This window comes from Aeromonas sp. 55A (assembly GCF_051919665.1).
GTDB classification, from domain to species: domain Bacteria; phylum Pseudomonadota; class Gammaproteobacteria; order Enterobacterales; family Aeromonadaceae; genus Aeromonas; species Aeromonas veronii.
Map to the genome: position 1 here is coordinate 1,538,273 of NZ_JBQBEH010000008.1, position 25,761 is coordinate 1,564,033.

The following is a 25,761-nucleotide window of genomic DNA, read 5'->3' on the forward strand; positions in this document are numbered from 1 at the left end:
ATGGTGGGAGGGGCTGATTGACCCGATCTGGCGGTCAGCCATCAGACCTCCGGTGAATTGAGGGCTAGCGGCAGGGAGATGCGCATGCAGGTGCCGTTGCCATTGGGGCCGGAGAAGGCCCAAATCTTGCCGCCGTGGGCCTCTATCATAGCGCGGGAAATGGCGAGGCCAAGCCCGGTGCCACGGCTACCGCAATCGCCCACCGGCTGGGTGTAGAAGAGGTTGAAGATCTTCTCCCGATCCGACTCGGCGATACCGACCCCGATATCTATGATATCGATGATGAGATCGGGCTCGGCCACCATCACCTTGAACTCGATAGGGGTGCCTGCCGGCGAGTAGCGGGAGGCGTTGTCGAGGATATTGACCAGCACCTGCTCGATCAGGGCGCCATGGACATATAGCTGGGGCACATGCTGATCGAAATGGACCAGCAGCTTGTGCTGGCGCCAGGAGGAGTCGAGCCGCTTGCGGGCGCTCTCCACCAGATCCGCCAGATCGACCCAGTCCCGTTTCAGCTGGAAGTCGGGGGAGCCGATGCGGGTCATATCCAGCAGATTCTGCACATAGCTGTGCAGGCGGCGTGCCTCCTCCTGCACCGAGTGGAGCAGTTCGTCACGGTCTTCGGCGGGGATCCGGTCACCATATTCCAGCAGGGTGCTGCCAGCCCCCATGATGGTCGCCAGCGGCGTTTTCAAATCGTGGGAGACCGAGGAGAGCAGAGCGGCACGCATCCGGTCGGTCTCCGCCTGTAGCTGGCTGTCGGCCAGCCGCTCGTTGAGGTCGATCCGCGCCAGCGCGGCGCGAATGTCGGTGAGCAGCGCCTGCAGCTGGTGTTCGGCAGAGGAGGAGAGCGGATTGGCCAGCGTTATGCCGATCACCAGATCGTCGCTGAGATGGTGATACTGGGCCTCGGCAGCATTGAGGGTGGCGGTGTGGGCTCCGGCGCTCTGCTTCTGGGCCAGACACCAGTCGATGGCCGCCTTGTCGGTCTGCCCGGGCCTGTGCTTCTCGTTGCCGAGCCTGTCGTTGAACTCCTTGTCGATCACCACGGTTGGCTGGCCTAGCGCCAGTGAAATGGCCTGGGCACCTTGTCTGAGCACCTCCTCCGGGCTGCTGGCGGTGGCCAGCCCCTGACTGAGGGAGAGCAGAGCATTGCCCAACTGCTGGGTCTCGCGCAGACCGATCAGCTGTTGCCGCTGGCGGGAGGCGAGCCGTCCCGCCGTCATGCCGACGATAAGCAGCACAAACAGGGTGAGCAGGTCGCTGTGGTTGGCGACGCTCAGGGAGAAGTAGGGGGCGGTGAAGAGCAGATTGTGGGCGATAAAGCCCAGCACCGCCGCCAGCGTAGCGGGCACCAGACTGGTGGTGAGGGCGGTCGCCAGCACCCCCAGCACGAAGATGAGCGGCAACGCTGCGGGCGGCAGCCAGTAGGAGAGCCCCCATGCGGCGGCCGAGGTGATCCCCATGATCACCACTGCCAGCAGACTGTGGTGAATATCCTTCGGGGTCGGGACGCGCATCCCCACTTCGGGCTTCTGCTTCTCGGTATCGACCAGCGTGATTTCGAGCCCCTGAGCCTGCTTGAGCAGGTGTTGCACCAGCGAGCGACGCCACGGTGCCTTGTGGGGTTTGCCGAGCAGCAGCTGGGAGACCTGCTGCTGTTCGGCGGTCTCCAGCAGGGTGTTGGCGACCGCCGGACTGGAGAGGGTCAGCACTTTGGCACCGAGGTGGGAGGCGAGCGCCAGCGCCTGCTCCACATCAGCAGAGCGGCGGCCATTGCTGTCGACATGCACCACCAGCCACGGAAGCTGGCGGCGCTGGGCAAAGCGGTGGCCGTAGCGCACCAGCGCCGAGCCGTGCAGGTCGCCGAGGCAAACCATCAGCTTGCCCCGCAGCGGCAAGGTGCTCTTGCCTGCTGCCTGCCACTGTAGTTGCAGATCGCCCTCCACATGGCTGGCGGCGGTCTGCATCGCCAGTTCCCGCAATGCGGTGAGGTTGTTGAGGGAGAAGAAGGATTGCAGGGCAGCCTTGGCCTGATGGGGCACATAGACCTTGCCCTCCTTGAGGCGGCCGAGCAGCTCCTTGGGGGGGAGGTCGATCAGCACCAGACTGTCGGCTTCCAGCAGCACCTGATCGGGCAGGGTCTCTTTCACCCTGACCCCGGTCAGCTGCCACACCAGATCGTTGAGGCTCTCCAGATGCTGCACGTTGAGGGTGGTGTAGACGTCGATCCCGGCGTTGAGCAGCTCCTCCACATCCTGCCAGCGTTTCTCGTGGCGGCTGCCGGGAGCGTTGCTGTGGGCCAGCTCGTCCACCACGGCGATGGCCGGTTTGCGGGCGAGCAGGCCGTCGAGATCCATCTCTTCCAGTCGCTGCTGGCGGTGCATGTGGATCTTGCGCGGCATGATGGCGAGCTTGTCGAGCAGAGCCAGCGTCTCCTGCCGGCCGTGGGTCTCCACCACGCCGATCAGGATGTCTACCCCCTCTTTGGCCTGTTCCCGCACCGCCTGCAGCATGGCGTAGGTCTTGCCCACGCCGGGAGCGGCCCCGAGAAACACCTTCAGCTTGCCCTTGTGCTCCTGTTCCAGGCTCGCCAGCAGGGCGTCGGCCCTTACCTCATCACGCATCCCCATGCTCCTGCATCAGACTCGTCAGCAGGGCATCAGCGCTTGCTACATCAGCCATTGTTATCCCTATCGAGCCAACCGCCCGTTGCGAAAATCGAGGTCATCACAAAACCGGAATGGGCGCCATCAGGAGCCCTTTTTATGATCCAGTTGCAGATTCAGCTGGAGAATGTTGACCACCTGCGGGCCAAGGATACCAGCTTGTGTGGCCGACTTGATCTGCTCCGTCAGTTGGGCGGGATCCAGTCCACGTTCTTTGGCGACGCGGTTGACCTGAGCCAGCACCGCATCCAGCGGCAGGTGGGGATCGAGGCCGGAGGCGGAGCGGGTCAGCATGGCGGGGGAGCTGGTTCCCGGCTGTGCCTTGGCTGCCTGTTCGGCAAACTCTGCCCGCAGTGGCGAGCTCATCCCCAGATTGCTGGCGCTGCCGCCAATGGTGTTGAAATCGCTGGCGGAGGGACGGGGATGGAAGTAGTCAGCTCGCTCGAATTTCTGCCCCAGCAGGGCGCTACCGATGAGTTGCTGTTTACTGTCGGTCAGCTGGCTGCCGTTGGCCTGCCAGGGGAACAGCAGTTGGGCCAGCCCGGTCACCGCCAGCGGATAACCCACGCCCAGCAGCAGGGTCAGGGTCAACAGGGTTCTGATTGCTATCATGATTCTCTTGCTCCAAAAGGATGGTTGGGGATGCGGGTCTGACCCGCATCCCGGTTATGTCGTTACACCAGACCCAGGCCGGTAATGACCAGATCGATCAGCTTGATGCCGATAAACGGCACCAGCAGACCACCGACCCCGTAGATCAACAGGTTGCGGCGCAGCAGGCTGGCGGCCGAGCCTTTCAGGTCGACACCACGCAGTGCCAGCGGCACCAGCGCCACAATGATCAGGGCGTTGAAGATGATGGCCGACAGGATGGCGCTCTGCGGGCTGCCCAGCTGCATCAGGTTCAGTGCCCCCAGTTGCGGGTAGGCGGCGATGAACAGGGCTGGCAGGATGGCAAAGTACTTGGCCACGTCGTTGGCGATGGAGAAGGTGGTCAGGGCGCCACGGGTCACCAGCAGCTGTTTGCCGACCAGCACCACATCCAGCAGCTTGGTGGGGTTGGAGTCGAGATCCACCAGATTTCCCGCCTCCTTGGCGGCCTGGGTACCCTCGTTCATGGCCAGACCCACATCAGCCTGTGCCAGTGCCGGTGCATCGTTGGCACCGTCGCCGCACATGGCGACCAGACGACCATCGGCCTGCTCCTGCCGGATATAGGCGAGCTTCTTCTCCGGCGTCGCTTCGGCGATGAAGTCATCCACCCCGGCTTCGGCGGCGATGGCTGCGGCGGTTTTCGGGTTGTCGCCGGTGATCATCACGGTACGGATCCCCATATGGCGCAGGATCTGGAAGCGAGCCTTGATACCGGGCTTGATGATGTCCTTGAGGTAGACCACCCCCAGCAGTTTCTCCTGAGTACAGACCAGCAGCGGAGTCCCACCCTGACGGGCGATGCTGTCGACTGACTTGAGCACCAGCTCAGGTACCGCCTTGCGGTCGAGGCTGAGGTAGTTCAGCACGGCATCTACCGCACCCTTGCGATATTGATGACCGTTGCGATCCAGTCCGCTCAGCCGGGTTTCGGCGCTGAAGGGGATCACCTTGTCGCTCTCCAGCTGACTCGGCTTGGCCATGCTCTTGCTGGCCAGAGTCAGGATGGATTTGCCCTCCGGGGTGTTGTCACCCAGCGAGGCCAGCATGGCCGCTTGTGCCAGCAGGGCGGGGTCGACGCCGGGGGCCGGGATCAACTCGTCGGCCATCCGGTTGCCGAAGGTGATGGTGCCGGTCTTGTCCAACAGCAGGGTGCGCACGTCACCGGCCGCTTCCACGGCACGGCCAGACTTGGCGATGACGTTCAGCTTCACCAGTCGATCCATACCGGCAATGCCGATGGCGGAGAGCAGGCCGCCGATGGTGGTCGGGATCAGGGTGATGAAGAGAGCGATCAGGTAGAGACGCGGTACCTGGGTGCCGTTGTAGTCGAGGAACCAGGGCAGGGTGGCGACCACCAGCAGGAAGATCAGGGTCAGACCCACCAACAGGGCATCGAGTGCCATCTCGTTGGGGGTCTTCTGGCGCTTGGCCCCTTCCACCAGTGCGATCATCCGATCCAGCGTGCTCTCGCCCGGATTGTTGCTGACGCGCACCCAGATCTCGTCGGAAACCACAGTTGTGTTGCCGGTCACGCCGCTGCGGTCGGTACCCGACTCGCGGATGACGGGGGCGGATTCACCGGTGATGGCCGCCTCGTTGACCGAGGCGATGCCGGCGATCACTTCGCCGTCGGCCGGGATCATCTCGCCGCTGCGTACCAGCACCAGGTCCCCCTTCATCAGGCTGGTGGCGGGTACCCACTCGCCCTGACCATCTTTGGCATTCGCCACACGACGGGCCTTGAGCTGGCTCATGCCCGCCTTCAGGCTGTCGGCTCGCGCCTTGCCGCGCCCCTCGGCCAGGGTTTCCGCGAAGTTGGCAAACCAGAGGGTGAGCCAGAGCCAGGCGGTCAGCTGCCAGGCCAGCGAGGGGGCGACGCCGGAGAAAGGTTGCCCCAGCAGGGACTCCACGGTCGCCATGACTGCGGCCAGCCAGAGGGTGAACAGGATGGGGCTGCCAAACAGCGCCTTGGGATTGAAGCGATAGAGGGCCTCAACCATTGCCTGGATGATCTGTGATTTCTGTTTTTTGCCCTTCACCAACATGGTGTCGGTGCTCATTGCAGTGGACTTGCTCATTGGAAAGCTCCCAGCATCAGATAGTTGGCCATTGGCATCCGGATGGTGATCGACAGGGTCAGGTTCATCAGAGTGCCCCTCCGATCAGGCTCAGATGTTCGGCCACCGGGCCCAGTGCCAGCACCGGCAGGAAGGAGAGACCACCTATCAGCAGGACGGTGATGATCAGCAGGGTAACGAACAGCGGACCGCTGATGGGGAAGTCCCCTTCGCTCGTCTCCTGACGGGGCGCGCGGGCCAGCTGACCGGCTATGGCCAGTACCGGAATGATGTAGCCGAAGCGACCGAGCAGCATGGCCAGACCGATGGCGATGCACTGCCAGTTGTCACCGGCGGCAAAACCGGCGAAGGCGGAGCCGTTGTTGCCGGCAGCTGAGGCGTAGGCATAGATGAGGCGTGACAGACCGTGCGGGCCATCATGGCCGATGATGGTGCTGGCATCTGGCATCAACAGGGTGACACCACCGATCACCAAAACCCCCACCGGCATCACCAGCATGCTGGCGACCACCCACTTCATCTCGGTGATGCCGAGCCGTTTGCCCAGATAGGTCGGGGTGCGTCCCACCATCAGGCCGCACAGGAATACGGTCAGCAGCACGAACAGCATCATGCCGTAGATACCGGAGCCGACCCCGCCGAAGATGACCTCACCCAGCAGCATGTTGATCATGCCCACCATGCCGCCGAGCGGAGTAAAGCTGTCGTGCATGGCGTTGACGGCACCGTTGGAGGCGGCAGTGGTCGCCACTTCCCAGATGCTGGAGAGCACAGGGCCGAAGCGGCTCTCCTTGCCTTCCCAGTTGCCAGTCATGTTGCTGGCGTCAGTGGTGAGTTGGGCGAGGGCGGGATCTGGTTTCAGCTCCTGGGAGAGGGAGACGAAGAGCCCCAGCACCAGCATGAGGGTCATGGCACCGAGAATGGCGCGGCTGTGGGCCATGTCCTTCACATAGCGGCCCAGAGTAAAGACCATGGCGGCAGCGATGGTGAGCAGGGCGACCATCTCCAGCCAGTTGGAGAGGGCTGTCGGGTTCTCGAACGGATGTGCCGAGTTGATGCCGAAGAAGCCACCGCCGTTGGAGCCCAGCTGCTTGATGGCAATTTGCGAAGCTGCCGGGCCGAGCGGCAGCAGCTGCTCCTGACCCTCCACACCGTGGAACGGCAGATAGGCGGAGAGGCTTTGCGGCACCCCTTGCCACACCAGCACCAGCGCCATGATCAGCGCGATGGGCAGCAGCACATAGAGGCAGAAACGCACCAGGTCCTGCCAGAAGTTGCCAAGGTTGATGGTCTGCTGACGGGCGATACCGCGGAACAGGGCAATGGCGACGGCAGCGCCCGTCCCTGCGGAGACGAAGTTCTGGGTGGTCAGGCCTACCATCTGGCTGAAGTAGGAGAGGCTGGCCTCACCGGAATAGGCTTGCCAGTTGGTGTTGGTCATAAAGCTGACCGCGGTGTTGAATGCCAGTTGCCAGCTCAGACCCGGCAGCTGTTGCGGGTTGAGGGGCAGCAACCCCTGCGCCATCAGGATCAGGAACAGCAGACCGAAACCGGCGCCGTTGAAGGCCAGCAGGCTGAGGGCGTAGGACTTCCAGTCCTGCTCTCGTCCATCGGTGCCACAGCAAGCCAGCGTGGCGCGCTCGACCGGTGCCAGCCAGCGGATTTTGCCTTCAAATACCCGGTAGATGTAGTTACCCAGCAGCGGTGCCGGCAGCAGAACCAGCAGCACGAAGGCCACCGGATAGATTATTTCTTGCCACATGTTCTAGTTCCTCACTCGTGGTCACGGTGCGTCAGGGCACGCATTGGATTGCTCACGAGGCTCGGCAGTTTGCTGGCCACCGGGTAGATAATTTCTTGCTGCATATAGGTAGTCCCTCACTCGTGACTGCGCGTGAGTGCGCGCATCAGATAGGCCATCAAGGCGAGGACGAGCAGCAGATATAGCCAATTCATATCGACTCCATTGAGATAATTAGCTGCGAGAGCCGATGTAAGACCATATCGACTCTGTTGGTGTCATTGACGCTGAAAAGGGTATGTAAAACAGGCGTAAAGGCGCCATAAAGCGCCATGTGGCAGGCGTAAAATCGGCGTAAAGAACGGCGGATTTGCGAGAGAAATAGCGAGGAGGGATCAAAAAACCCGGCCTGAGCCGGGTTTGGGAGAAGGGGTTAGATGGTTGTCGAAGCTGGCTCCTCGTGAAAGGTCAACTTCATCTGCCCTTAGCGCATAGTGACGAACTCTTCTGCACTGGTCGGATGGATCGCCACGCAGTTGTCGAAATCAGCCTTGGTGGCGCCCATCTTCATGGCGACGCCGAAGCCTTGCAGGATCTCGTCCATCGCAAAGCCGATACCATGCAGACCGACCACCTTCTCTTCCGGGCCGACACAGACCAGCTTCATCCGGGTGGGCTGGCGATGCTGGGTTAGTGCCGAGTACATGGCGGTGAACTGGCTGCGGTAGACCTTCACCTGGTCCTCGCCGTATTCGGCGATGGCTTCCGGTTCGGTCAGGCCTATGGTGCCGATGGGCGGGTGGCTGAACACCACGGTCGGCACCAGATCGTAGTTGAGGTGCTCGTTCGGCTTGTTGTTGAACAGCCGTTCGGAGAGGCGACGGCCCGCGGCGACAGCCACCGGGGTGAGTTGGATGCGCCCCGTGTTGTCACCCACTGCATAGATGTTGGCGACGGAGGTGTTCTGGAACTTGTCGGTCGGGATAAAGCCCTTCTCGTCCAGCGTGATGCCAGCGGCAGCCAGGTTGAGGTTGTCGGTAGCCGGTACCCGGCCGATGGCCCAGATCAGGCAGTCAACGGTGAGGTGGCGACCATCTTCCAGTTGCAGGGTAAGGCTGTTGTCAGCGTTCTTGAGCACGGCTTTGGGAATGGCGTGGGGGTGCAGCTTGGGCCCTTCCTGCGCCATGATTTCGACCAGAGTCTCGTGGATCATGGGGTCGAAGTTGCGCAGCGGCGCGTGCTTGCGCACCACCAGATGGGTCTCTGAGCCGAGTGCCTGCATCACGCCAGCGATCTCGACTGCGATGTAGCCAGCACCCACCACGGCAACCCGCTTGGGCTGGCTTTGCAGGTCAAAGAAACCGTCGGAGTCGATACCCAGCTCGGCACCCGGGATGGCCGGAATTTCCGGGCGGCCACCGGTGGCGATCAGGATGTGATCGGCCGTGTAGTGCTCGCCATTGACCTCGATGGTGTTGCTGCTGACGAAGCGGGCGAAGCCCTTGATGACGGTGATCTGGTTCTTGCCCAGCACGTTTTGATAGGACTGGTGAATGCGGCCGATGTAGGCCTGGCGGGACTCGACCAGCTTGGCCCAGTTGAAGTGGTTGAGGGTGGTGTCAAAGCCGTAGTCGGCGCCATATTTCAGGGCATCGGCGATCTGGCCGGCATACCACATGGCCTTCTTCGGTACGCAGCCTACGTTGACGCAGGTTCCACCCAACTCTTTGGCTTCAATCAGGGCAACTTTCTTACCGTACATGGCAGCCCGGTTGGCAGACGCAATACCGCCGCTGCCGCCGCCGATGGCGATATAGTCAAAATGCTGTGCCATTGCGAGGTTCTCCGCTCATTAAGAATGCAATCACAGCATGATGGGGATAAAGCGGCTGGCTCACAAGAGCCAGCGCTCAGTTATGTTGGATCGGCAGGCGAATATGGAACTGGGCGCCCTGGCCCGGTTCGCTGGCACAGCTGATACGGCCTTTCAGCAGTTGCACCACCAGGTTGTAGATAATGTGGGTGCCCAGACCGCTGCCACCCTGACCCCGCTTGGAGGTGACGAAGGGATCGAAGATGCGCGGCAAGATTTCGGGCGGGATGCCGCGGCCGTTGTCCGAATAGTCGATAAACAGCTCCTCTCCCTGCTGTTCCACCTTGATGGTGATCTTCTTCGGTTTGTCCCAGCTGTCGAACCCGTGGTTGATGGAGTTGAGGATCAGGTTCGAGTAGATCTGGGTAAAGCTGCCCGGGAAGGAGAAGATTGACAGCTTGGGATCGCACTGGATATCCACTTCGCACTGGCTCTTCTTCAGTTTGTGGCCAAGCGAGACCACCACCTGATGGAGGTTGTCGGCGAGGCTGAAGTTGTAGCGTGCTTCCGATGACTGGTCGACAGCTACCTGCTTGAAGCTGGCAATCAGCTCAGAGGCGCGGCGCAGGTTGCTCTGCAGCAGCTGCATCGACTCGTCGAGGTTGACGGTGAACTCGTTGAGATAGGAACGCGACAGCTGTTTTGACTCTATATGAGATTTGAAATCGGCAACCCGTTCCTGCAGGTAGGAGGAGGCGGTCACACTGATGCCGATTGGGGTATTGATCTCATGTGCCACCCCGGCCACCAGCGAGCCGAGGGAGGCCATCTTCTCCGACTCCACCAGGGTTTGCTGGGCCTGTTTCAGGTCGTCGTACGCCTTGCCCAGCTGGTTGTTGGCTTCACTCAGGCTGCGGGTACGTTCCACCACTTTTCCTTCCAGCTGCTCATTGAGTTGGATAATCTCCCGCTCGACCTTTTTCAGTTGGGTGATGTCGTAGCCGAACCCGATCTGGTACTTGAGGTTCGGCCCTTCATAGAAGGGTACGAAGGTCCACTGCAGCACCAGCTCGTGGGCCTGCTGGTCATGCATGATGACCTCTTTGTCTGCCAGTGACCCCTCTTCGTTCAGGATATTGTTCAGCTCTTCCCGCTGGGTCGGGCTGACGAAGAGATCCAGCCAGTTGTGCTGGAGCAGCTCCTGTTGGTGATAACCGGTCAGCAGGATGGCTGCCGGATTGATGCTGGCGATGGTGAGATCCGGCTCCATACAGCAGATGACCATGTTGGCCGAGTTGATCAGGGTGGCGGAGAAATCCCGCTCCTGTTGCAGTTGTTCGACCGCCTGATGGCGGGCAACCAGCTCGTCACGCAGTCGGGTACGCATCTGGTTGAGGGTGGAGACCAGGGTATCCAGCTCATCGGGTTTCTTGCGCGGCTGCGGGCGGCCTTCCAGCTCCAGCGCCATGTCGAGCCGATCGAGGTTGAACTTCTGGGCGTAGTTGGCGATGCGGTTGATGTGCCTGACTACCAGATAATAAATGATGATCAGGATGCAAAATGAGACCACCAGGGTCTTGATGGTCTGGCTGACCATGATCAGCACCGATTTTTCGATGAGGCGCTGGTAGATCTGCTCGAGAGAGGCAGCAACGAACAGCTTGCCGACGATTTCACCCTGATAGGTGAGGTTGAATTCGCGGGAGATATCATAGCTTTCCCGCTCGACCCCCTGGGTCAGCAGCGGGACTTCGGAGTTGCCGAGCATCTCCTTGACCATCACGAACTGCATGTTGGGCAGGTTCATGATCCCTTCAATTTGCACTTTGACCTGCTCTTCATCCAGGTTCCACAAGCTGGCGGCGATGGGTTGCAGGAACGAGGCCTCGATCTGGCCGATGCTGTCTTCGATGACGGCGACATCCTTGCGGTAATCCCACGCGAGTTGCAGCGCCGTAATGATCATCGCCAATACGGTACTGCAGACCAGAATGTAGGAGAGCAGGCGATATGAGAGTCCGTTGCGGCCTACGGCCTTGGCGGTCTTGGAGAAGAGTCCTGACATGGCGTCCTTGCGGTCTGGATGTGGTGTTTTTTAGTTTAACTGCTTCATGCACTTATGTCGTCTTTCCTGCGAAGCATAAAAAAGGCCCCGATACGGGGCCTTTGCATGTGATTGATGATTAATGTCCGCCGTTTGCTTTGGGCGGAATGGTTTCATCGAATACCGGCAAGGGTTTGTGCTCGGACGCCAGATAGGTGTAGATCACCGGCAGCACGAACAGGGTGAACAGGGTACCGATGGCAAGACCTGCCACGATGACGATACCGATGCTGAAACGCTGTGCCGCACCGGCGCCTGCGGCGTAGAGCAGCGGGATCAGACCGGCAATCATGGCGGCCGTGGTCATCAGGATCGGACGCAGACGCACCTTGGCGGCCTGCATCACAGCTTCCATCCGGTTCATGCCGCGCAGCAACTGCTCTTCCTTTGCTACTTCACAGATCAGGATACCGTGCTTGGTAATCAGACCCACCAGGGTGATGAGGCCCACCTGGGAGTAGATGTTCATGGTCGCCATACCCCATGCAAGGGCAATCAAGGCCCCGCTGATGGCGAGCGGTACAGAGACCATGATGACCAGCGGGTCACGCACCGACTCGAACTGGATTGCCAGCACCAGGAAGATGATGGCCAGTGCCAGCGCGAAGGTGGCATAGAGTGCATTGCCTTCGGTGACGAACTGACGGGCTTCACCCATGAAGTCGTAACGATAGCCTTGCGGCAGCTTCTCGTCGGCGGTGGTCTGGAACCAGTTGATTGCATCACCCATGGCCACGCCCGGAGCCGGAACGGCGCCTATGGTGGCAGAGTTTAGCTGGTTGAAGTGGGGCAGGGCGCGAGGCTCGCCAACCACTTCAATGCTGATCAGGCTGCCGAGCGGGATCGACTTGCCATCTGCGGCCCGCACGTAGTAGCCCTTGATGGACTCCGGATTGAGACGGTATTTGCGCTCGACCTGCGGGATTACCTCGTAGGAACGGCCATCCAGGTCGATACGGTTGACGTAACCGTCCGCCATCATGGTGCCCATGGTGATACCGATATCCTGCATGGTGATGCCGTAGGCACCCGCCTTGTCCTTGTCGATGCGGATCTTCATGGTGGCGGAGTCGTAGTTCAGATCGAGATCCGAATAGACGAACTGACCGTTACTCTGCGCCGCTGCCAGAATTTCACCGGCCACCAGGAACAGGCTTTCGAAGCTGTTCGGGGTGGTGATGACGAACTGGATAGGCAGACCACTCGATGCACCCGGCAGTTCCGGGAACTGGAAGGTGGTGATTGCCATACCCGGGATGTCTTTCACCAGATTGGCGACCCGATCCAGCACCTCTTTCTGGCTAGCTTCACGCTGGCTCCAGGGCACCATGGAGGCGATACCGAACGCCTGGTTGGCGTTGAACACCCCTGAGAAGACCTGGGAGAAGGCGATCTCGGGCTGGTCGTCCAGGATCTTGTTCACATCCGCCATGGTGTTTTCGATGTAGTCCAGGTTGGCGTTGGACGGTGCGGTACCCAGCACGGCCATTACCCCCTTGTCCTCTGACGGTGCCAGTTCGCTCGGGATGAACTTGAACAGCAACGGCAGGCTGGCGAACACGATGACGGCGAACACCACGATGACGGGGCGCTTTTTCATCACGGCGTGCAGCATGCTGTCGTAGCGATCGGTCATCCGCTCCAGCAGGTGGTGGACCGTGCTCTCGAACTTGCCCGGTTGCTCGTTGGCCTTGAGCATCTTGGAACACATCATCGGTGACAGAGTCAGGGCGATGATGCCCGAGACGAACACGGCACCAGCCAGGGTCAGGGCAAACTCCTTGAACAGGGAGCCGGTGATGCCCCCCATCAGGGCGATAGGGGCGTATACCGCCGCCAGGGTAACCGTCATGGCGATAACCGGTACCGCGATCTCGCGGGTACCGATAATGGCGGCCCGGAACGGTTCTTCCCCCTCCTTGATATGGCGGTCGACGTTCTCCAGCACCACGATGGCGTCATCCACCACCAGACCGATCGCCAGCACCATCGCCAGCAGGGTCATCAGGTTTATCGAGAAGCCGAACATATCCATCATCATCACTACGCCGATAAGACTGAGCGGAATGGTGATGATCGGGATGATGACCGCGCGGAACGAACCAAGGAACAGGGTGATGACCACCAGAACGATGGCGGCTGCCTCCAGGATGGTCTTGATAACCTCGTGGATGGACTCGTTGATCGCCACGGTGGAGTCATACATCACGTTGAGACGCATGGTGCTCGGCATATTGCGCTCAAGGCTCGGCAGCAACGCCAGCACATCGTGGGCGATGTTGATGGGGTTGGCTGTCGGCGCGGCGTTGACCGCCATGACCACTGCTTCGCGGCCATTGGCGCTGGCGCGATAGATGTCGTGGCTCTTCTCGAGGGTCACCTTGGCAATGTCGGAAAGGCGGATCACCTTGCCGTCACGGGTAGCAACGACCAGACGCTTCAGCTCGTCGACATCCTTGACCTGGGTCTCGGCGTTGCCGTTGAACAGGGTAAAGTAACCGGTCGCCTGACCTGTCGCGGACTGATAGTTGTTGCTGTTGAGCACCGTCATCACGTCACTGGCAGTCAGGTTGAAGGCCGCCATCTTGGCCGGATCCAGCCATACCCGCAGGGCAAACTCGACACCGCCGTAGAGGTCAACCTTGGAGACCCCGCCGACAGTAAAGAGCTGCGGCTTGATAACCCGCTCCAGATAGTCGGTGATCTGGCTGGAATTGAGCTCCGGGCTGGTAAAGCCGAGGTAGAGCACCGCCGTGGTTGAACCGGTGGAGGAGGTGACCGACGGGTCTTCCGCCTCTTTCGGCAACTGGGAGCGCACCGAGTTCACCTTCGCCAGGATGTCGGACAGCGCGGCGTTGGGGTCGGTGTTGAGCTTCATGTACGCAGTGATGGTGGAACTGCCCAGCTGGCTGGAGGAGGTCATGAAGTCGATGTTGTCGGCTTGCGCGACCGCCTGTTCCAGCGGCTGGGTGATGAACCCCTGGATCAGATCAGAACTGGCGCCATAGTAGCCAGTGCTGACGGTGATCACCGTGTTGGTCACCTCGGGGTATTCCCGTACCTGCATCTTGAAGATGGCCTGAAAGCCCAGCAAGGCGATCAGGAAGCTGAGCGAGATCGCCAGCACAGGCCGTTTTATAAATATGTCAGTAAATCGCATCGCAGATCTCCGCGCTTACAGCATCGGGGTTTGTGCCGGAACGGCCAGGGCATCGTTCTCGACCACATGCACCTTGGTGTCGTTGCTCAGGCGAACCTGACCCGACAGTACGATCTGGTCACCGGCCTGGATGCCGGAGAGTACATGCACATCGTTGCCACGGCGCTCACCGGCCTTGACCACAACCTGCTTGGCTCGCAGTACTTTTACCTTGTTACCCTCTTTGTCGGTTTCTTCGCCCTCTTTGAGCACGTAGACGTTCTGACCGTAAAGGGTGAAGGAGATAGCGCTCTGCGGGATCACGATCTGATCTTTCACCGTCGGCAAAATGATGCTGGCGCGGGCGAACATACCGGACCGCAGTTGACCGTCGTTGTTCGGAATGTCTGCCTGTACCTGGATCAGGCCGCTCTGGAAGTTGACCGCAGGCTCGATGGCGGTGATATGACCGTCAAACTGGGTTTGCGGATAGGCATCCACATTGATCTTGATGGTCTGGCCCAGCTTGATTTTGGAGATATCGGTCTGGGGCACGGTGAAGCGCAGGCGCATCACGCTAGTATCCTCCAGGCGCACGATATCGGTGCCCGGCTGCAGATACTGACCGAGGAACACATTGCGCAGGCCGACCACGCCGCTAAAGGGCGCACGGACTTCACGACGGGCAATGGTCGCCTTCAGACTCTCGATATCCGCTTCCAGCGAGCGATAGGCCGCTTCCGCCTCATCCAGCTGCTCTTTGGAGATGGAGCTGGTCTTGTAGAGGTTCTGGAAACGATCGAACTTGGCTTTTGCCGCCGGCAGCTTGGCCTGGGAGGCGCGCAGATTGGCCCGCTCCACGGTGGAGTCCAGGCTCAACAGCAGCTGGTCAGCCTTGACCGGTTTGCCCGACTCAAAGGTGATAGCATCAATGGTGCCGGCCAGTTCGGTGGAGAGGGTTACCCCCTGATTCGGTTCGATGAAGCCTATCGCTTCGATGGTCGGTACCCAATCCTGCGCCTTGGTCACCATGGCGGTGACGGGGAACTCGGGTTCCGGCCGGTTGGCCATGTATTGGGCAATCATCTTCTGTTTGAACAAATTGAAGCCGATGACGCTGCCAAACAAGGCGATCGCTATCAGCAACATAATGGCCATCCACTTTTTCATGAACAGGCTCCTGAGGTGGAAAGATTGGGGGATAAAATGGCATTCCAGCTGGCCTGGATCGCGGTTTCCAACTGCGATTCGGTCAGCGTGATGTTGTGCACCCTGCACTGCAGGGCCAGATGCATGACACTGTCCAGACTCAACACCTGGAGTGCCCGTATCGGTAAATCAATAAACAATCCTTGTTCAACGCCCTGTTCAAAAAATCGGTCCAGAGGCTCCCAGGCAGCCAGAATGACAGGATTGGTCTCCAATTCTGCCCCTAGCGGAGAGCTCTCGTACTGCAATTTGCACCGGATAGCGTTGGGTTCGTTAACAAAAATGGCATGAATATTGAGCCATAATTGGCGAAATTGTTGAAATGAAACTTTATCGATCGCTACATCTGCCATGACCATGGGGACACACTGCAAGATAGTGTGCTGATGCAGTTGCCGGATCAGATCATCCTTGTCACCGAAGTAGCGATAGATGGTGCCGGTGGCAACATTGGCCTTCTTGGCGACTTCTGCAATCGACAGACCATGAAAACCCCGTTCACCCAGCACCTCATGGGCCGCGTTGAAGATGCTCTCTTTTTTATCCAGAATCATCAGTGTGACTTTCGATTGAATGAACGTTCATTCATTCTAGATGGGCACAACATCAAGTCAAGACGGCAAGATGAACTGATGCGGGGATGTATGCCTTTTGTCAGGCTACAGGCAGGAATGTGGAAGAAAAACACACAGATTGCCTGAAAAAACAACGAACAGTCCTTCGGTGACAGAAAAGTGTAGACAAACCAGAAACCATAATTAATAATGCGCCCCGTTCGACAGCGTAGCGCCCGTAGCTCAGCTGGATAGAGCGCTGCCCTCCGGAGGCAGAGGTCACAGGTTCGAATCCTGTCGGGCGCACCATCAAAAGTGCGTCGGTTAAACGGGCGTTGTTGTGGAACAAAAGCAGCTGTGGTGGCTGTAGCTCAGTTGGTAGAGTCCCGGATTGTGATTCCGGTTGTCGTGGGTTCGAGCCCCATCAGCCACCCCATTTTACAGCTTGTCAGGTACGCGAAGGTGGCGGAATTGGTAGACGCGCTAGCTTCAGGTGTTAGTGCCCCCCGGGTGTGAGGGTTCGAGTCCCTCTCTTCGCACCATACTTGCTGTATGACGAGGATGACCATCAGGTCGTCTTTGTTTTTTTGAAGTAAACTATTTTGAAAGAAATAGCCTCGGTGATTAGCGCAGTCCGGTAGCGCATCTGGTTTGGGACCAGAGGGTCAAAGGTTCGAATCCTTTATCACCGACCACATTTAGAAAAACCTCGCTTCGGCGGGGTTTTTTGCTTTCTGGCCTCCGCTGGGCCAGTACTCTCTCCCTGTTACGTCTGTTTACACTCTATTTGGGCAGCGCGCCCTGCCTTTCGGTTATGCTTCAGCCTCGAGTCACTGACAACCGGATGTCATCGGCCCATTTCAGGCATTTTCCATGAATAACAAAATTTCCTTTGCTTGCTCTCCCGCCCTGCTGGCTGCCTTGCTGCTGGGTGGCTGTACCATCAAGCCGCCATCCACCGATGTGATGATGGGCTCCATTGCATCACAACCGCAGGAGGAGCGTTCTCTCTCCCCCTTGCTGACCAGCGGTGATTTTTGCGTTGCGGTGTCCCAACAGAAGGTGTTGGCACAACCTTGCAGCGGAAAAGACGATCAACTATTCGAGTGGGATCTGGGTGAGTTGCGCCTGCAGGATCTCTGTTTGCAAGCCAAAAACGACAGCGAGTTGATGCTGGCACCCTGTGACGGTCAGGCGCAGTGGGAGTGGCAGAAAGATAAGCTGTTCAACAGCAAGGTCTCTCGCTGCCTCGATGTGGCCGGGCGACGCCATACCCCCGGCACGCCGCTGCGGCTGGCTGAATGCTACGGCGGGGCGAACCAGAGCTTCAGCTGGCAGCGGCCCAATCCCTGGCTGGAGACCCTGAAAAAACAAAGCCTCACATGGTGAGGCTTTGCTGTCTCTATTCGGCGTTAGAGGAAAGATGCACTCCGACTGGGCGGAGCGTCGCGGTGCTTGCTGCCGAGCGGGATCAGGCGGCAGACATCCTCACTACCCGCCCCCTCGAGCGAATCGAGCCGGTTGATCAGCAGAGATTGAATGCCCTGTAGTTGGTTGGCTTGCTCCAGCGTTGCTATCAGCTGCCGTGAGTCTCTCTCATCTTCCACCTCCTCTTCATAAAAGAGGGGGGTGACACCGCGCAGAATCGTCATCTGGTTGAGTAACATGGGTTTGTTGGACAGTGCCCAGATTGGATTGTTCAGGTTGCTGCGAGAGATAGCGGTGACTGCATCTCCCTGTGAGGTCAGCACCGCGATACCACAGGATTGATCGTGACTGAACGCAGCCGTCATTGCTGCCAGCGCCATGCAGTGGCTGGATTGATCGCTGTTAGGGGACGCTTTCTGCCAGCGTGGTTGAATCGGGTCTATTTCACGTTCTGCTCCGTGTGCGATGCGAGCCATGGCTTCCACTGCCTCGACTGGATAGAGACCTGCCGCTGATTCGGCTGACAACATGACAGCATCCGTGCCGTCTATCACCGCATTTGCGATATCCAGCACCTCGGCTCGGGTTGGCATGGGGCTGCTGATCATGGACTCCATCATCTGGGTGGCCGTGATGACCGGTCGGCCGAGCTGATGACAACGTTTGATCAGCTTCTTTTGTACGCCAGGCAGTCTGGCATCGCCAATCTCTACCCCCAGATCTCCACGTGCCACCATGACGATGTCTGCGGCGCGAATAACCTCGTCCATCGCCTCGACCGAGGCCACCACTTCCGCTCGTTCTACCTTGGCGACGATGGCAGCATGGCTGCCTGCGGCCCGGATCAGCGTTCTGGCCTCAGCAAGGTCGGCAGCACAACGAGGGAAGGAGACGGCGATAAAGTCGGCCTCGATCTGGCTGGCAATAAGAATATCGGCTCTGTCCTTGTCGGTGAGTGCCGGGGCGCTGAGCCCTTCACCCAGTACATTTATCCCCTTGCGGTCGGAGAGGGAGCCACCGATCTGCACCCGGGTGAAGATGCTGCTTCTTTCGATATGCAGGACCTCAAGCTGGATCCGGCCATCATCCAGCAGCAGGATGTTGCCGCTGCGTACGTCGTTGATCAGCTCCGGGTAGTCGAGGCCGACGCGATCCTGATCGCCCGGTTGGTCACCTGGAGCCGCATCAAGGATAAAAGAGGCGCCAGGGGTCAGGGTAATGATCCCTGTGGCAAAGCGGGCAATACGGATTTTTGGGCCTTGCAGGTCGGCCAGTATCCCGATATGGAGCCCCAGCCGGGCGGCGGTCGTGCGGATCAGGCTGGCGGTGGCAATATGTTGCTCACCGCTGCCATGGGAGAAGTTCAGGCGAAACACATTGGCGCCAGCCTCCATCAGTTTTTCCACCATGTCGGCCGTTGAGCTCGCAGGGCCCAGAGTGGCAATGATTTTGGTTTTACGCATCGGAAACATCCCTTCTCGGATTTGGCAATGAAAAATGGTGGTCAATTGACCACCACTTGTCTGTTGCAAGATCAATATTCGACCACTTTTTTGGCGTTCCATACCGTCAAGGCGAGCAGCATGGAGACCACGGATGCGCCGAGCCAGAAATACTGTGCACTGCTGAAGTCATAGTGAGTGACACCATCGATCACGCTGGTTTTGATCAGGGCGGCGGAGACCAGCTCCTGACAGGAGGCTGCGATGTAGGAGCAGAGGCCGATAAAGCCCTTTACTGCGCCTACGGCGGTTTTTGGCATCAGGTCACAGGCTGTCAGGCCCGCCAGGAACACGACCAGTCCCCCTATGGCATAACCGATCAGCGCCAGCGCAACGGCATCCATCATGCGGCTCTGCGGGCCCCAGAACATCAGGCACATACCGGCAATGTTGGCCAACCCGTAGAGCAGGGTCGGGATGTGACGGTTGGCGTTGAAGATTTTGTCGGAGATGATGCCCGCTAGAATGGCGCCGAGGAAACCGGCGATGGGGTAGGCAGACATGGCAAAACCCGCATCGATCAGGTTGTACCCTTTCTGCTCTTGCAGATAGAGCACGGCCCAGGAGCTCATGGCGTAGCGAGACATGTACATGCAGGCACAGGCTGCCGCGATCAGCCATACGGTCGGCTGTTTAAGCACAAACAGCTGGGCGCGACGGATCTCGGCTGGCTCGACCTTCTTGGTGATCTCTGCTTGTTCGCCAAAGGCAACGGCGGGTTCTGGCAGGGCATAGGTCTGCGGGCGATCTTTCAGCACCAGATACATGCACAGCGCGGCAGCCAGAGAGGTAAGACCGGCACCGATAAAGCCCGCTTTCCAGCCGAAGAAGCTGACGATACTGGCGGTCAGGATCCAGGAGATGCCTTCACCGATGTTGCGAGAGCCGCCCCAGATGGAATAAACGGAGCCCCGCTGTTTGGGGGAGAACCACTGGAAGATGGAGACGCAGGATGGTGCGGAACCGACCGATTGGAACCAGCCATTCAGACCCCACATCAGCACCAGGAAGAAGGTTGCGGTATTCATGCCCATCAGGATGGTACAGATGGAGGAGAGACCGAGCGAAACCGACATGAAGCGGCCAATGTTGGCGTAGTCGGATAGGAAGCCGTTCGAGAACTTGCCTACGGCATAGGTAAACAGGAAGGCGGAGCCAATGATCCCCAGCTCTTCCAGCGTCACTATGCCGGCGTCCAGCATGGGTTTCTTGACCACGTTCAAACTCATTCGGACGACGTAGAACATGGCGTAGCCGAGTACCAGACCGAGGAACACCTGCCATTGGTACTTGCGGTAAATCGAGCGGATTTTATCGGGCGAGGCATCCATGACCGGAAGGTCTGCTCGCGTTTTGAAAAAGTTGAACATATTGTTCTCCGTGTATGTTGGGCAGCAAGGTTTCAGAGGAAGCTCTGTTAGCTAGAGCCATCATATGAAAGGAGAAAACGGGGCGGCAAAATGGCCGAAATGAGTCAAACTTGACTCAATCGTGTGGGTTTCATGGGGCGAAAATGACTTCTTTTGACTGTCCCGGTAACGAGCGATGAATAACAATAGGCTCCTGTAACAGGGAGGTGAGTCAAAACTGGCTCACCCCTGATGAAATGATTTTTACCCCTTGTGTTGAATATTGGATGTGCCGCACATAATCCGATAATTGCCAGCGAGCCGACAGAGAGACCATGCCCATATTTTGCCGACAGCTCCCGTTTTTGCTGGTCGCGATCCTGCTGCCTTTGACCCCTCTCCATGCCTCGACCCTGACGGTATTGACCTCCTTTTCGGAGGCACCGGTCAAGGCGGTGATCGAGGGGTTCTCCCGGCAATATCCGGCGATCCGCGTTGAGGTCATCTATCGCCGGACTCTTCCCGCCTTGAGGCTGCTGACGGCAGATGATGCTCCCGGGGTCGACATCATCATGTCTTCATCCCCGACTTTTTTTCACACGCTGGATCAGGCTGGTTTGCTGGCCGGTTTATCGGCTGAAACAGAGCCTCCCGATTGGCTGACTCCCCATATGTTGGGGCTGGGCAACAAGGTGGCCGTGGTTGGATACTCGGGCAGCGGCATCATGTATAACCGCCGCTATCTGGACAAGTACCACCTGCCGGTACCGACTACCTGGCAGCAGCTGGCTTCGCCACAGTTCATGGGGCATGTGATGATGAGCTCCCCTTCCCAGTCAGGTACGACCCATATGATGGTGGAGAGTGTCTTGCAGCAGTATGGCTGGGAGCAGGGATGGGCACTCCTGATGAGGCTCGGCAGCAATCTGTCGGCCATTACGGCCCGCAGTTTCGGGGTTAGCGACGGGGTGACTCGTGGTCTGGCCGGTGCCGGTCTGGTGATCGACAGCTATGCCCGCAACAGTCAGGCTCGTTTCGGTCACGTTGGCTTCAATATCCTGCCTGATGCAGTGATCCTGCCTACCTATCTTGGCGTTGCTCGCAGCAGCGAACATCCGGCCAATGCGGCCCGCTTCATCAAGTATCTGTTATCCGCCAAGGGGCAGGCCATTATTGCCACCCCTGGTATGGCCAAGGTGACGCTGAATCAACCACGCCTTGCCAGCGAGGCCAAATATGTCACCGACAAAGATCTGCTGTACCGGCGCGCCGGTCTGCTCAAGGCGTTGTTCGAGCAGACCATTACCCAGCAGTTACCGCGGTTGAAGCTCACCTGGCAGGAGATCAACGGCGCGGATACCCGTGGTGATCCTGCCCGTGAACGCCTGCTGGAACAGGCAAGAGCCAAGGCCAGTACTCCCCCTTTGAGTGAGCTGGAGGCTAGTGACCCGGCCCTGCTGGCGCAGTTTGACGGACTGTATGAACGAGATCAGAGCAATCCGCAAACCGAGAAGGTGATGCACCAGTGGCGCCAGGCTATGGAATCTCGTCTTGGCGAGGCTCGCCTGCTGGTCGATCAGGCGGTCAAGCCATGATGGGCTGGGGTCGCTTGTTGCGCTTGCCGAGAAGTCTGGGGCGCCGTCTTATTCTCGCGTTTGTTTCCATTACGGTCCTGACCTGTGTCATGGGGATGGCGGCTTACATGGTGTGGGGGCGGCTGGGGCAGCAGGTAAATCAGATTGTTGAAGAGAGCCTGCCGGCCATCGGCAGCGCCTATCAGCTGGAGCGGGCCAGCTCCCGTCTGTTGCTGCTATTGGCACAGTTGCGTGATAACCGGGATCCGGTGAAATACAGCCAGCTTTCTGCGGCGGTCTCCAGCACCCTGCTTGATATCCGCAACGCATATCCTCGGGGCAGTGAGGATGAGCGCTCACAGCAGCAGGCGTTCGCCGAACTGAACTTGCTAGTGGAAAATCATGGTACTTACCTCAAGCGCCAGATCGATCATCTTGAGTCGTTGCAACAGTTACAGAAGCGAATTAACTGGCTGCATCAGGATTTGGTGGACGATGTGGCGCCGCTGTTGCAAGAGGTAGAGTGGCATCTCACCGGTATGGTTGGCAGCCCGAATGACATGGGGGAGTTCGGCTCCGTCATCAAGGAGTTCTCTGCCTTGCAAGACCTTACGTTCAAGGAGAATGAGCTGCTGGCGCTGGTCAACGAGGTGATTGCCCAGCGCAATCAGCAGGATCTGGAGAGTGCATTTCTGTTTATCGGCTACAAGATCGACGAGATGGATGAACTGATCTCCCGCCTGGCCGAGTATCCTTCGACCGTAAGCTATCGCCAGATCCTGCAGGATATCGTGACGCTGGTTAAACCGAACGGACACCTTTACTTGTTGTTGCAAGCCGATGCGCAAACCCACCAACAGCTAACAGCACTACGGCCACAGCTTGATAGCGCTGTCTCTCGCTACCATCAGCGGGTCTCTCTGATCGTGACCGAGGCGAACCGCTCCCTGAGTGCGCTCGGTCGCAACAGTAGCCAAATGGTAGCAACGGGCAAGCTGGTGATCCTGGTGGTGCTCGGACTGTCCGTCTTGCTCAGCATTTTCGTGCTGGTGGTGCTGATTGGGCGCAGGTTGATTGGCCGACTCGATACCCTGGGGCAGGATCTTGCCCGGGTTGCGGAAGGTCAGATGGATGCGGTGGTCAGAACGCAAGGCCGGGACGAGATCGGTCTGCTGGGGGAGAGCCTGCGCCACTTCTGTCAGCAGATGCAGCAAATGGAGAAGGCCAATGCCCTTAACCTCATCAATAACACCCAGGCCTGCTTAATTACCTGTCATCCCGATGGCACCATAGAGTCGGTCAACCCCAGTGCCTTGACCCTGTTTCAGCAGACAGTGATCAAACCGGAACAACCTCTGTGGCAGGTATTCCCCGATGATGCCAAGGCCATGCTGGCTGCCCAGTTCGAGCCTGGGCAGCAACTGCTCACGCTGGGCTACAGTGAGTGCACCATTGCCACCGGTGCTGACAGTCAGCCCCGCTTCCTGCACTTCAACCTGCGCCGGTTCGAGCAGGGGCGTGGACACAGGTTCATTATCACCATCACGGATGTGACCCGGCAGGAGATAACGGCCCGAGAGTTGGGGTCGCTTGTGGCTGAGCGTACCCGGGAGCTGACAGAGAACAACCGGCTGCTTGCCGCAGAGGTGGTGCAGCGGCAACAGGCAGAACATAACTTGCTGCAGGCGCAGGATGAGCTTATTCAGGCGGCCAAAATGGCCGTGGTGGGGCAGGCGATGACCAGTCTGGCCCACGAACTCAATCAGCCGCTGTCAGCCATGATGACCTACCTCTACACCAGCCGTGCGGCGCTGGATGCCGGTCACTACCACTCTCTGGGCATCGATCTTGGCAAGATCGAGAAACTGAGCCAGCGCATGCATCGCATCATTACCGCCTTGCGCAATTTTGCCCGTAAATCGCCCACCCCCGATACCCGCATCCGGCTCGATCCGAAAGAGTTGGCCGATCAGGCGCTGTTGCTGCTAGAAACCCGTGCGAAGCGCGATAGCTGCCAGTTGCACAACGAGCTGCCGGATGGGCTGTGGATTGAGGCTGATCCCGTGCTGGTTGAACAGGTATTGGTCAATCTGCTGGTCAACGGGATGGATGCCATCGCCGGACGGGATCTGCGCCAGATCCGTCTGCTGTGTCTCGCACAGGAGGGCGGGTCGCTGCGGATCGGGATTGCCGACAGTGGACCCGGATTTGGGGAGGCCATCCTGCCCAAACTTTTTACCCCCTTTACTACCTCCAAAGAGGTGGGATTGGGGCTGGGATTGACCATCTGTCGCTCCCTGCTGGCGCGCTGCGGGGCGGATATCTTGCTGGGCTCCACGCTGGAGAGGGGGGCCATGGTTATAGTGGAATTTGCCGGGGGGCGTGAGCCACCGAAGGAGATGAAAAGCGATGCTGTTACCCCATAATCGTCAGGCCAATGTGTTGCTGGTGGACGACGATGAGGACGTGTTGGAGTCCTATTGCCACCTGTTGCGCCTATCCGGCTACCAACCCAGGGCAACCACCTCTCCCCATGAGGCGTTGGCATTGTTGTCACAGCAATGGCCGGGGGTGGTCGTGTCCGATATCTATATGCCCGCCATGAACGGCATGGAGCTGCTGGACCGGGTGCTGGAGATCGATGGCGATCTGCCGGTCATCATGATCACTGGGCACGGCGATATCCCTTTGGCGGTGCGGGCAGTCAAGCTGGGGGCCTTCGATTTTCTGGAAAAACCGCTTAATCCCCAGTCGTTGCTCGATCTGCTGGAGCGGGCCTGTGCACAACGCAGCGCGATCATGGTCCAGCGTAGCGAGATCCGGGCGGCGGTTGAGGATGAGCTGATCGGCACCAGTCCGCAACTGGTCGCGATCCGCCAGCAGATCAACCAGTTGGCGCAGACCGACAAGGATCTGATGCTGGAAGGGGCGCCGGGTTCCGGCCGCTACACGCTGGCGCAGTTGCTGCACAAGATAAGTGCGCGCAAGGCGCATCCATTCCACCTTCATGATTGTACGTCAGCGAGCTCCCTGAGCGAGATCCAGGCCAGCCTGGTCAAGGCGGAACAGGGGACGCTGGTGCTGCAATCACCGGCAAGGCTGACGGCAGAGTGCCAGCGCTGGCTGGGCAACCATCTGCTGGAGCAGGAGCGGCGGGGAGAGAAGTTACTGCGTACCATCGCCCTGTTTGAGGAGTCTCCCGAGACGCTGGTTGAGCAACAACTACTGATGCCCCAGCTCTACTACTTTCTTTCCCAGGTGAGACTCAAACTGCCGAGGCTGGTTGAGCGAAGCTGCGACATCATTCCCCTTTTTCGCCATTTTTTGCGAGAAGGGTGCAAGCGGATAGGCAAGACGGTGTCAGCAGTGGATCGCGCCTATCTGGAGACTCTCAAGCGCCACCAGTGGCCCGGCAATATTCGCGAGTTGAGAAACGTGGCCGAACTCTATGCGGTCGGGATCATCAAGCTGGCGGGCTCTGAGCGGGCCATCCCCGGCGCGAATGCCAAGGAGCCGCTGGACGATCTGGTCGACGAGTTTGAACGGCGGGTGATTGAGGACACCCTGTTCCTCTTTTCTGGCCGGGTGACCGAGGCGGTGGACAAGGTTGAGGATGAACGGGTCGGCAGGGCCTGTGCCATGGGATGTGGTGCTGCGGGTGGCTACGCTTGTGCCGCGACCTTTGCCAAGCTGGGAGCCGGTTGGGGGGCCTCTTTGGGCAGTCTTGGCACGCCAGTCGGCGCTATCGCCGGCGCTGTGGGTGGCGCCTTGCTGGGCGGGGCGACCGGAGGCGGGCTGGGTCTGTTGCTTGGCCGTTCCATCGATCGGCAGATTTCACGGGAATATTGCTGCACGGCCTGTGATTACCGTTTCAAGCGGTGAGCACGCCAACTTCGGCACAGTGACAGCCATGGATACCACACCGGGTATCCATGTTGATCTGC

Annotated in this window: 15 protein-coding genes and 4 tRNA genes; 8 read left to right on the forward strand and 11 right to left on the reverse strand. The window is 59.1% G+C overall.

Features of this window, described 5'->3' with window-relative positions:
- Window positions 1-41 precede the first annotated feature (41 nt).
- The 9 genes from ACTG2G_RS11185 to ACTG2G_RS11225 form a co-directional block, all read right to left on the reverse strand.
- Window positions 42-2,630, reverse strand: a complete 2,589-nt coding sequence (locus ACTG2G_RS11185) for a sensor histidine kinase (protein WP_021230454.1) — start codon at window positions 2,628-2,630, stop codon at window positions 42-44.
- 126 nt (window positions 2,631-2,756) lie between these two features.
- Window positions 2,757-3,284 carry a potassium-transporting ATPase subunit C gene (locus ACTG2G_RS11190; protein WP_439985436.1) on the reverse strand — a complete coding sequence of 176 codons (528 nt, stop codon included), beginning with the start codon at window positions 3,282-3,284 and terminating at the stop codon, window positions 2,757-2,759.
- Between the two features lie 62 nt (window positions 3,285-3,346).
- Window positions 3,347-5,404 carry a potassium-transporting ATPase subunit KdpB gene (gene kdpB, locus ACTG2G_RS11195; RefSeq protein ID WP_005355771.1) on the reverse strand — a complete coding sequence of 686 codons (2,058 nt, stop codon included), beginning with the start codon at window positions 5,402-5,404 and terminating at the stop codon, window positions 3,347-3,349.
- Window positions 5,405-5,471: 67 nt separating this feature from the next.
- Entirely contained in the window at window positions 5,472-7,166 is a 1,695-nt protein-coding gene (gene kdpA, locus ACTG2G_RS11200) for a potassium-transporting ATPase subunit KdpA (RefSeq protein ID WP_100652169.1), read from the reverse strand.
- Between the two features lie 463 nt (window positions 7,167-7,629).
- Window positions 7,630-8,979: a glutathione-disulfide reductase gene (gorA, locus tag ACTG2G_RS11205; RefSeq protein WP_421387153.1), complete on the reverse strand. Its 1,350-nt coding sequence runs from the start codon at window positions 8,977-8,979 to the stop codon at window positions 7,630-7,632.
- Between the two features lie 76 nt (window positions 8,980-9,055).
- Window positions 9,056-11,023: an ATP-binding protein gene (locus ACTG2G_RS11210; RefSeq protein WP_421387151.1), complete on the reverse strand. Its 1,968-nt coding sequence runs from the start codon at window positions 11,021-11,023 to the stop codon at window positions 9,056-9,058.
- 118 nt (window positions 11,024-11,141) lie between these two features.
- Window positions 11,142-14,222 carry a multidrug efflux RND transporter permease subunit gene (locus ACTG2G_RS11215; RefSeq protein ID WP_005355755.1) on the reverse strand — a complete coding sequence of 1,027 codons (3,081 nt, stop codon included), beginning with the start codon at window positions 14,220-14,222 and terminating at the stop codon, window positions 11,142-11,144.
- A 15-nt stretch (window positions 14,223-14,237) separates the two neighbouring features.
- The gene (locus ACTG2G_RS11220; protein ID WP_005339268.1) at window positions 14,238-15,371 is read right to left on the reverse strand and encodes an efflux RND transporter periplasmic adaptor subunit; all 1,134 of its coding nucleotides are present in this window, start codon (window positions 15,369-15,371) and stop codon (window positions 14,238-14,240) included.
- Window positions 15,368-15,964: a TetR/AcrR family transcriptional regulator gene (locus ACTG2G_RS11225; RefSeq protein WP_421231413.1), complete on the reverse strand. Its 597-nt coding sequence runs from the start codon at window positions 15,962-15,964 to the stop codon at window positions 15,368-15,370. Before ACTG2G_RS11225 ends, ACTG2G_RS11220 begins: the two co-directional genes overlap by 4 nt.
- Window positions 15,965-16,196: 232 nt before the next feature.
- Between ACTG2G_RS11225 and ACTG2G_RS11230 the strand changes: the two genes are divergently transcribed.
- The 5 genes from ACTG2G_RS11230 (at window position 16,197) to ACTG2G_RS11250 (ending at window position 17,353) form a co-directional block, all read left to right on the forward strand.
- A tRNA-Arg gene (locus ACTG2G_RS11230) sits at window positions 16,197-16,273 on the forward strand.
- A 51-nt stretch (window positions 16,274-16,324) separates the two neighbouring features.
- Window positions 16,325-16,400: transfer RNA gene (locus tag ACTG2G_RS11235), tRNA-His, on the forward strand.
- A 20-nt stretch (window positions 16,401-16,420) separates the two neighbouring features.
- Window positions 16,421-16,506 (forward strand) — tRNA-Leu (locus ACTG2G_RS11240).
- Window positions 16,507-16,582: 76 nt separating this feature from the next.
- Window positions 16,583-16,659: transfer RNA gene (locus tag ACTG2G_RS11245), tRNA-Pro, on the forward strand.
- A 178-nt stretch (window positions 16,660-16,837) separates the two neighbouring features.
- Window positions 16,838-17,353: a ricin-type beta-trefoil lectin domain protein gene (locus ACTG2G_RS11250; RefSeq protein WP_113740712.1), complete on the forward strand. Its 516-nt coding sequence runs from the start codon at window positions 16,838-16,840 to the stop codon at window positions 17,351-17,353.
- A gap of 23 nt (window positions 17,354-17,376) precedes the next feature.
- Here the strand turns inward: ACTG2G_RS11250 and pyk are convergent, their stop codons facing one another.
- Both pyk and ACTG2G_RS11260 read right to left on the reverse strand, forming a co-directional pair.
- Window positions 17,377-18,855: a pyruvate kinase gene (gene pyk / locus ACTG2G_RS11255; RefSeq protein ID WP_421387147.1), complete on the reverse strand. Its 1,479-nt coding sequence runs from the start codon at window positions 18,853-18,855 to the stop codon at window positions 17,377-17,379.
- A 71-nt stretch (window positions 18,856-18,926) separates the two neighbouring features.
- The gene (locus tag ACTG2G_RS11260; protein ID WP_421387145.1) at window positions 18,927-20,264 is read right to left on the reverse strand and encodes an MFS transporter; all 1,338 of its coding nucleotides are present in this window, start codon (window positions 20,262-20,264) and stop codon (window positions 18,927-18,929) included.
- 314 nt (window positions 20,265-20,578) lie between these two features.
- On the opposite strand from ACTG2G_RS11260, the gene ACTG2G_RS11265 reads away from it, so the two are divergent.
- Genes ACTG2G_RS11265 through ACTG2G_RS11275 form a run of 3 tightly spaced genes read left to right on the forward strand, consistent with a single transcriptional unit; the run spans window position 20,579 to window position 25,699 of the window.
- A complete protein-coding gene (locus ACTG2G_RS11265) occupies window positions 20,579-21,838 on the forward strand; it encodes an ABC transporter substrate-binding protein (RefSeq protein WP_421387144.1) in 1,260 nt (419 codons plus the stop codon).
- Window positions 21,835-24,243 carry an ATP-binding protein gene (locus ACTG2G_RS11270; RefSeq protein ID WP_421387142.1) on the forward strand — a complete coding sequence of 803 codons (2,409 nt, stop codon included), beginning with the start codon at window positions 21,835-21,837 and terminating at the stop codon, window positions 24,241-24,243. The genes ACTG2G_RS11265 and ACTG2G_RS11270 overlap by 4 nt, the downstream gene beginning before the upstream one ends.
- Complete coding sequence (locus ACTG2G_RS11275) at window positions 24,227-25,699, forward strand: sigma-54-dependent transcriptional regulator (RefSeq protein WP_421387140.1); 1,473 nt, start codon at window positions 24,227-24,229, stop codon at window positions 25,697-25,699. The genes ACTG2G_RS11270 and ACTG2G_RS11275 overlap by 17 nt, the downstream gene beginning before the upstream one ends.
- Window positions 25,700-25,761 lie beyond the last annotated feature (62 nt).

What these genes read in the sequence shown, in the direction of transcription:
- ACTG2G_RS11250 (WP_113740712.1), top strand. Translation starts at nt 16,838, where the DNA reads ATGAATAACAAAATTTCCTTTGCTTGCTCTCCCGCCCTGCTGGCTGCC.
- ACTG2G_RS11265 (WP_421387144.1), top strand. Translation starts at nt 20,579, where the DNA reads ATGCCCATATTTTGCCGACAGCTCCCGTTTTTGCTGGTCGCGATCCTG.
- ACTG2G_RS11210 (WP_421387151.1), bottom strand. Translation starts at nt 11,023, where the DNA reads ATGTCAGGACTCTTCTCCAAGACCGCCAAGGCCGTAGGCCGCAACGGA.
- gorA (WP_421387153.1), bottom strand. Translation starts at nt 8,979, where the DNA reads ATGGCACAGCATTTTGACTATATCGCCATCGGCGGCGGCAGCGGCGGT.
- ACTG2G_RS11260 (WP_421387145.1), bottom strand. Translation starts at nt 20,264, where the DNA reads ATGTTCAACTTTTTCAAAACGCGAGCAGACCTTCCGGTCATGGATGCC.
- kdpA (WP_100652169.1), bottom strand. Translation starts at nt 7,166, where the DNA reads ATGTGGCAAGAAATAATCTATCCGGTGGCCTTCGTGCTGCTGGTTCTG.
- ACTG2G_RS11185 (WP_021230454.1), bottom strand. Translation starts at nt 2,630, where the DNA reads ATGCGTGATGAGGTAAGGGCCGACGCCCTGCTGGCGAGCCTGGAACAG.
- ACTG2G_RS11190 (WP_439985436.1), bottom strand. Translation starts at nt 3,284, where the DNA reads ATGATAGCAATCAGAACCCTGTTGACCCTGACCCTGCTGCTGGGCGTG.
- ACTG2G_RS11220 (WP_005339268.1), bottom strand. Translation starts at nt 15,371, where the DNA reads ATGAAAAAGTGGATGGCCATTATGTTGCTGATAGCGATCGCCTTGTTT.
- ACTG2G_RS11275 (WP_421387140.1), top strand. Translation starts at nt 24,227, where the DNA reads ATGCTGTTACCCCATAATCGTCAGGCCAATGTGTTGCTGGTGGACGAC.
- ACTG2G_RS11215 (WP_005355755.1), bottom strand. Translation starts at nt 14,222, where the DNA reads ATGCGATTTACTGACATATTTATAAAACGGCCTGTGCTGGCGATCTCG.
- ACTG2G_RS11270 (WP_421387142.1), top strand. Translation starts at nt 21,835, where the DNA reads ATGATGGGCTGGGGTCGCTTGTTGCGCTTGCCGAGAAGTCTGGGGCGC.
- ACTG2G_RS11225 (WP_421231413.1), bottom strand. Translation starts at nt 15,964, where the DNA reads ATGATTCTGGATAAAAAAGAGAGCATCTTCAACGCGGCCCATGAGGTG.
- pyk (WP_421387147.1), bottom strand. Translation starts at nt 18,855, where the DNA reads ATGCGTAAAACCAAAATCATTGCCACTCTGGGCCCTGCGAGCTCAACG.
- kdpB (WP_005355771.1), bottom strand. Translation starts at nt 5,404, where the DNA reads ATGAGCAAGTCCACTGCAATGAGCACCGACACCATGTTGGTGAAGGGC.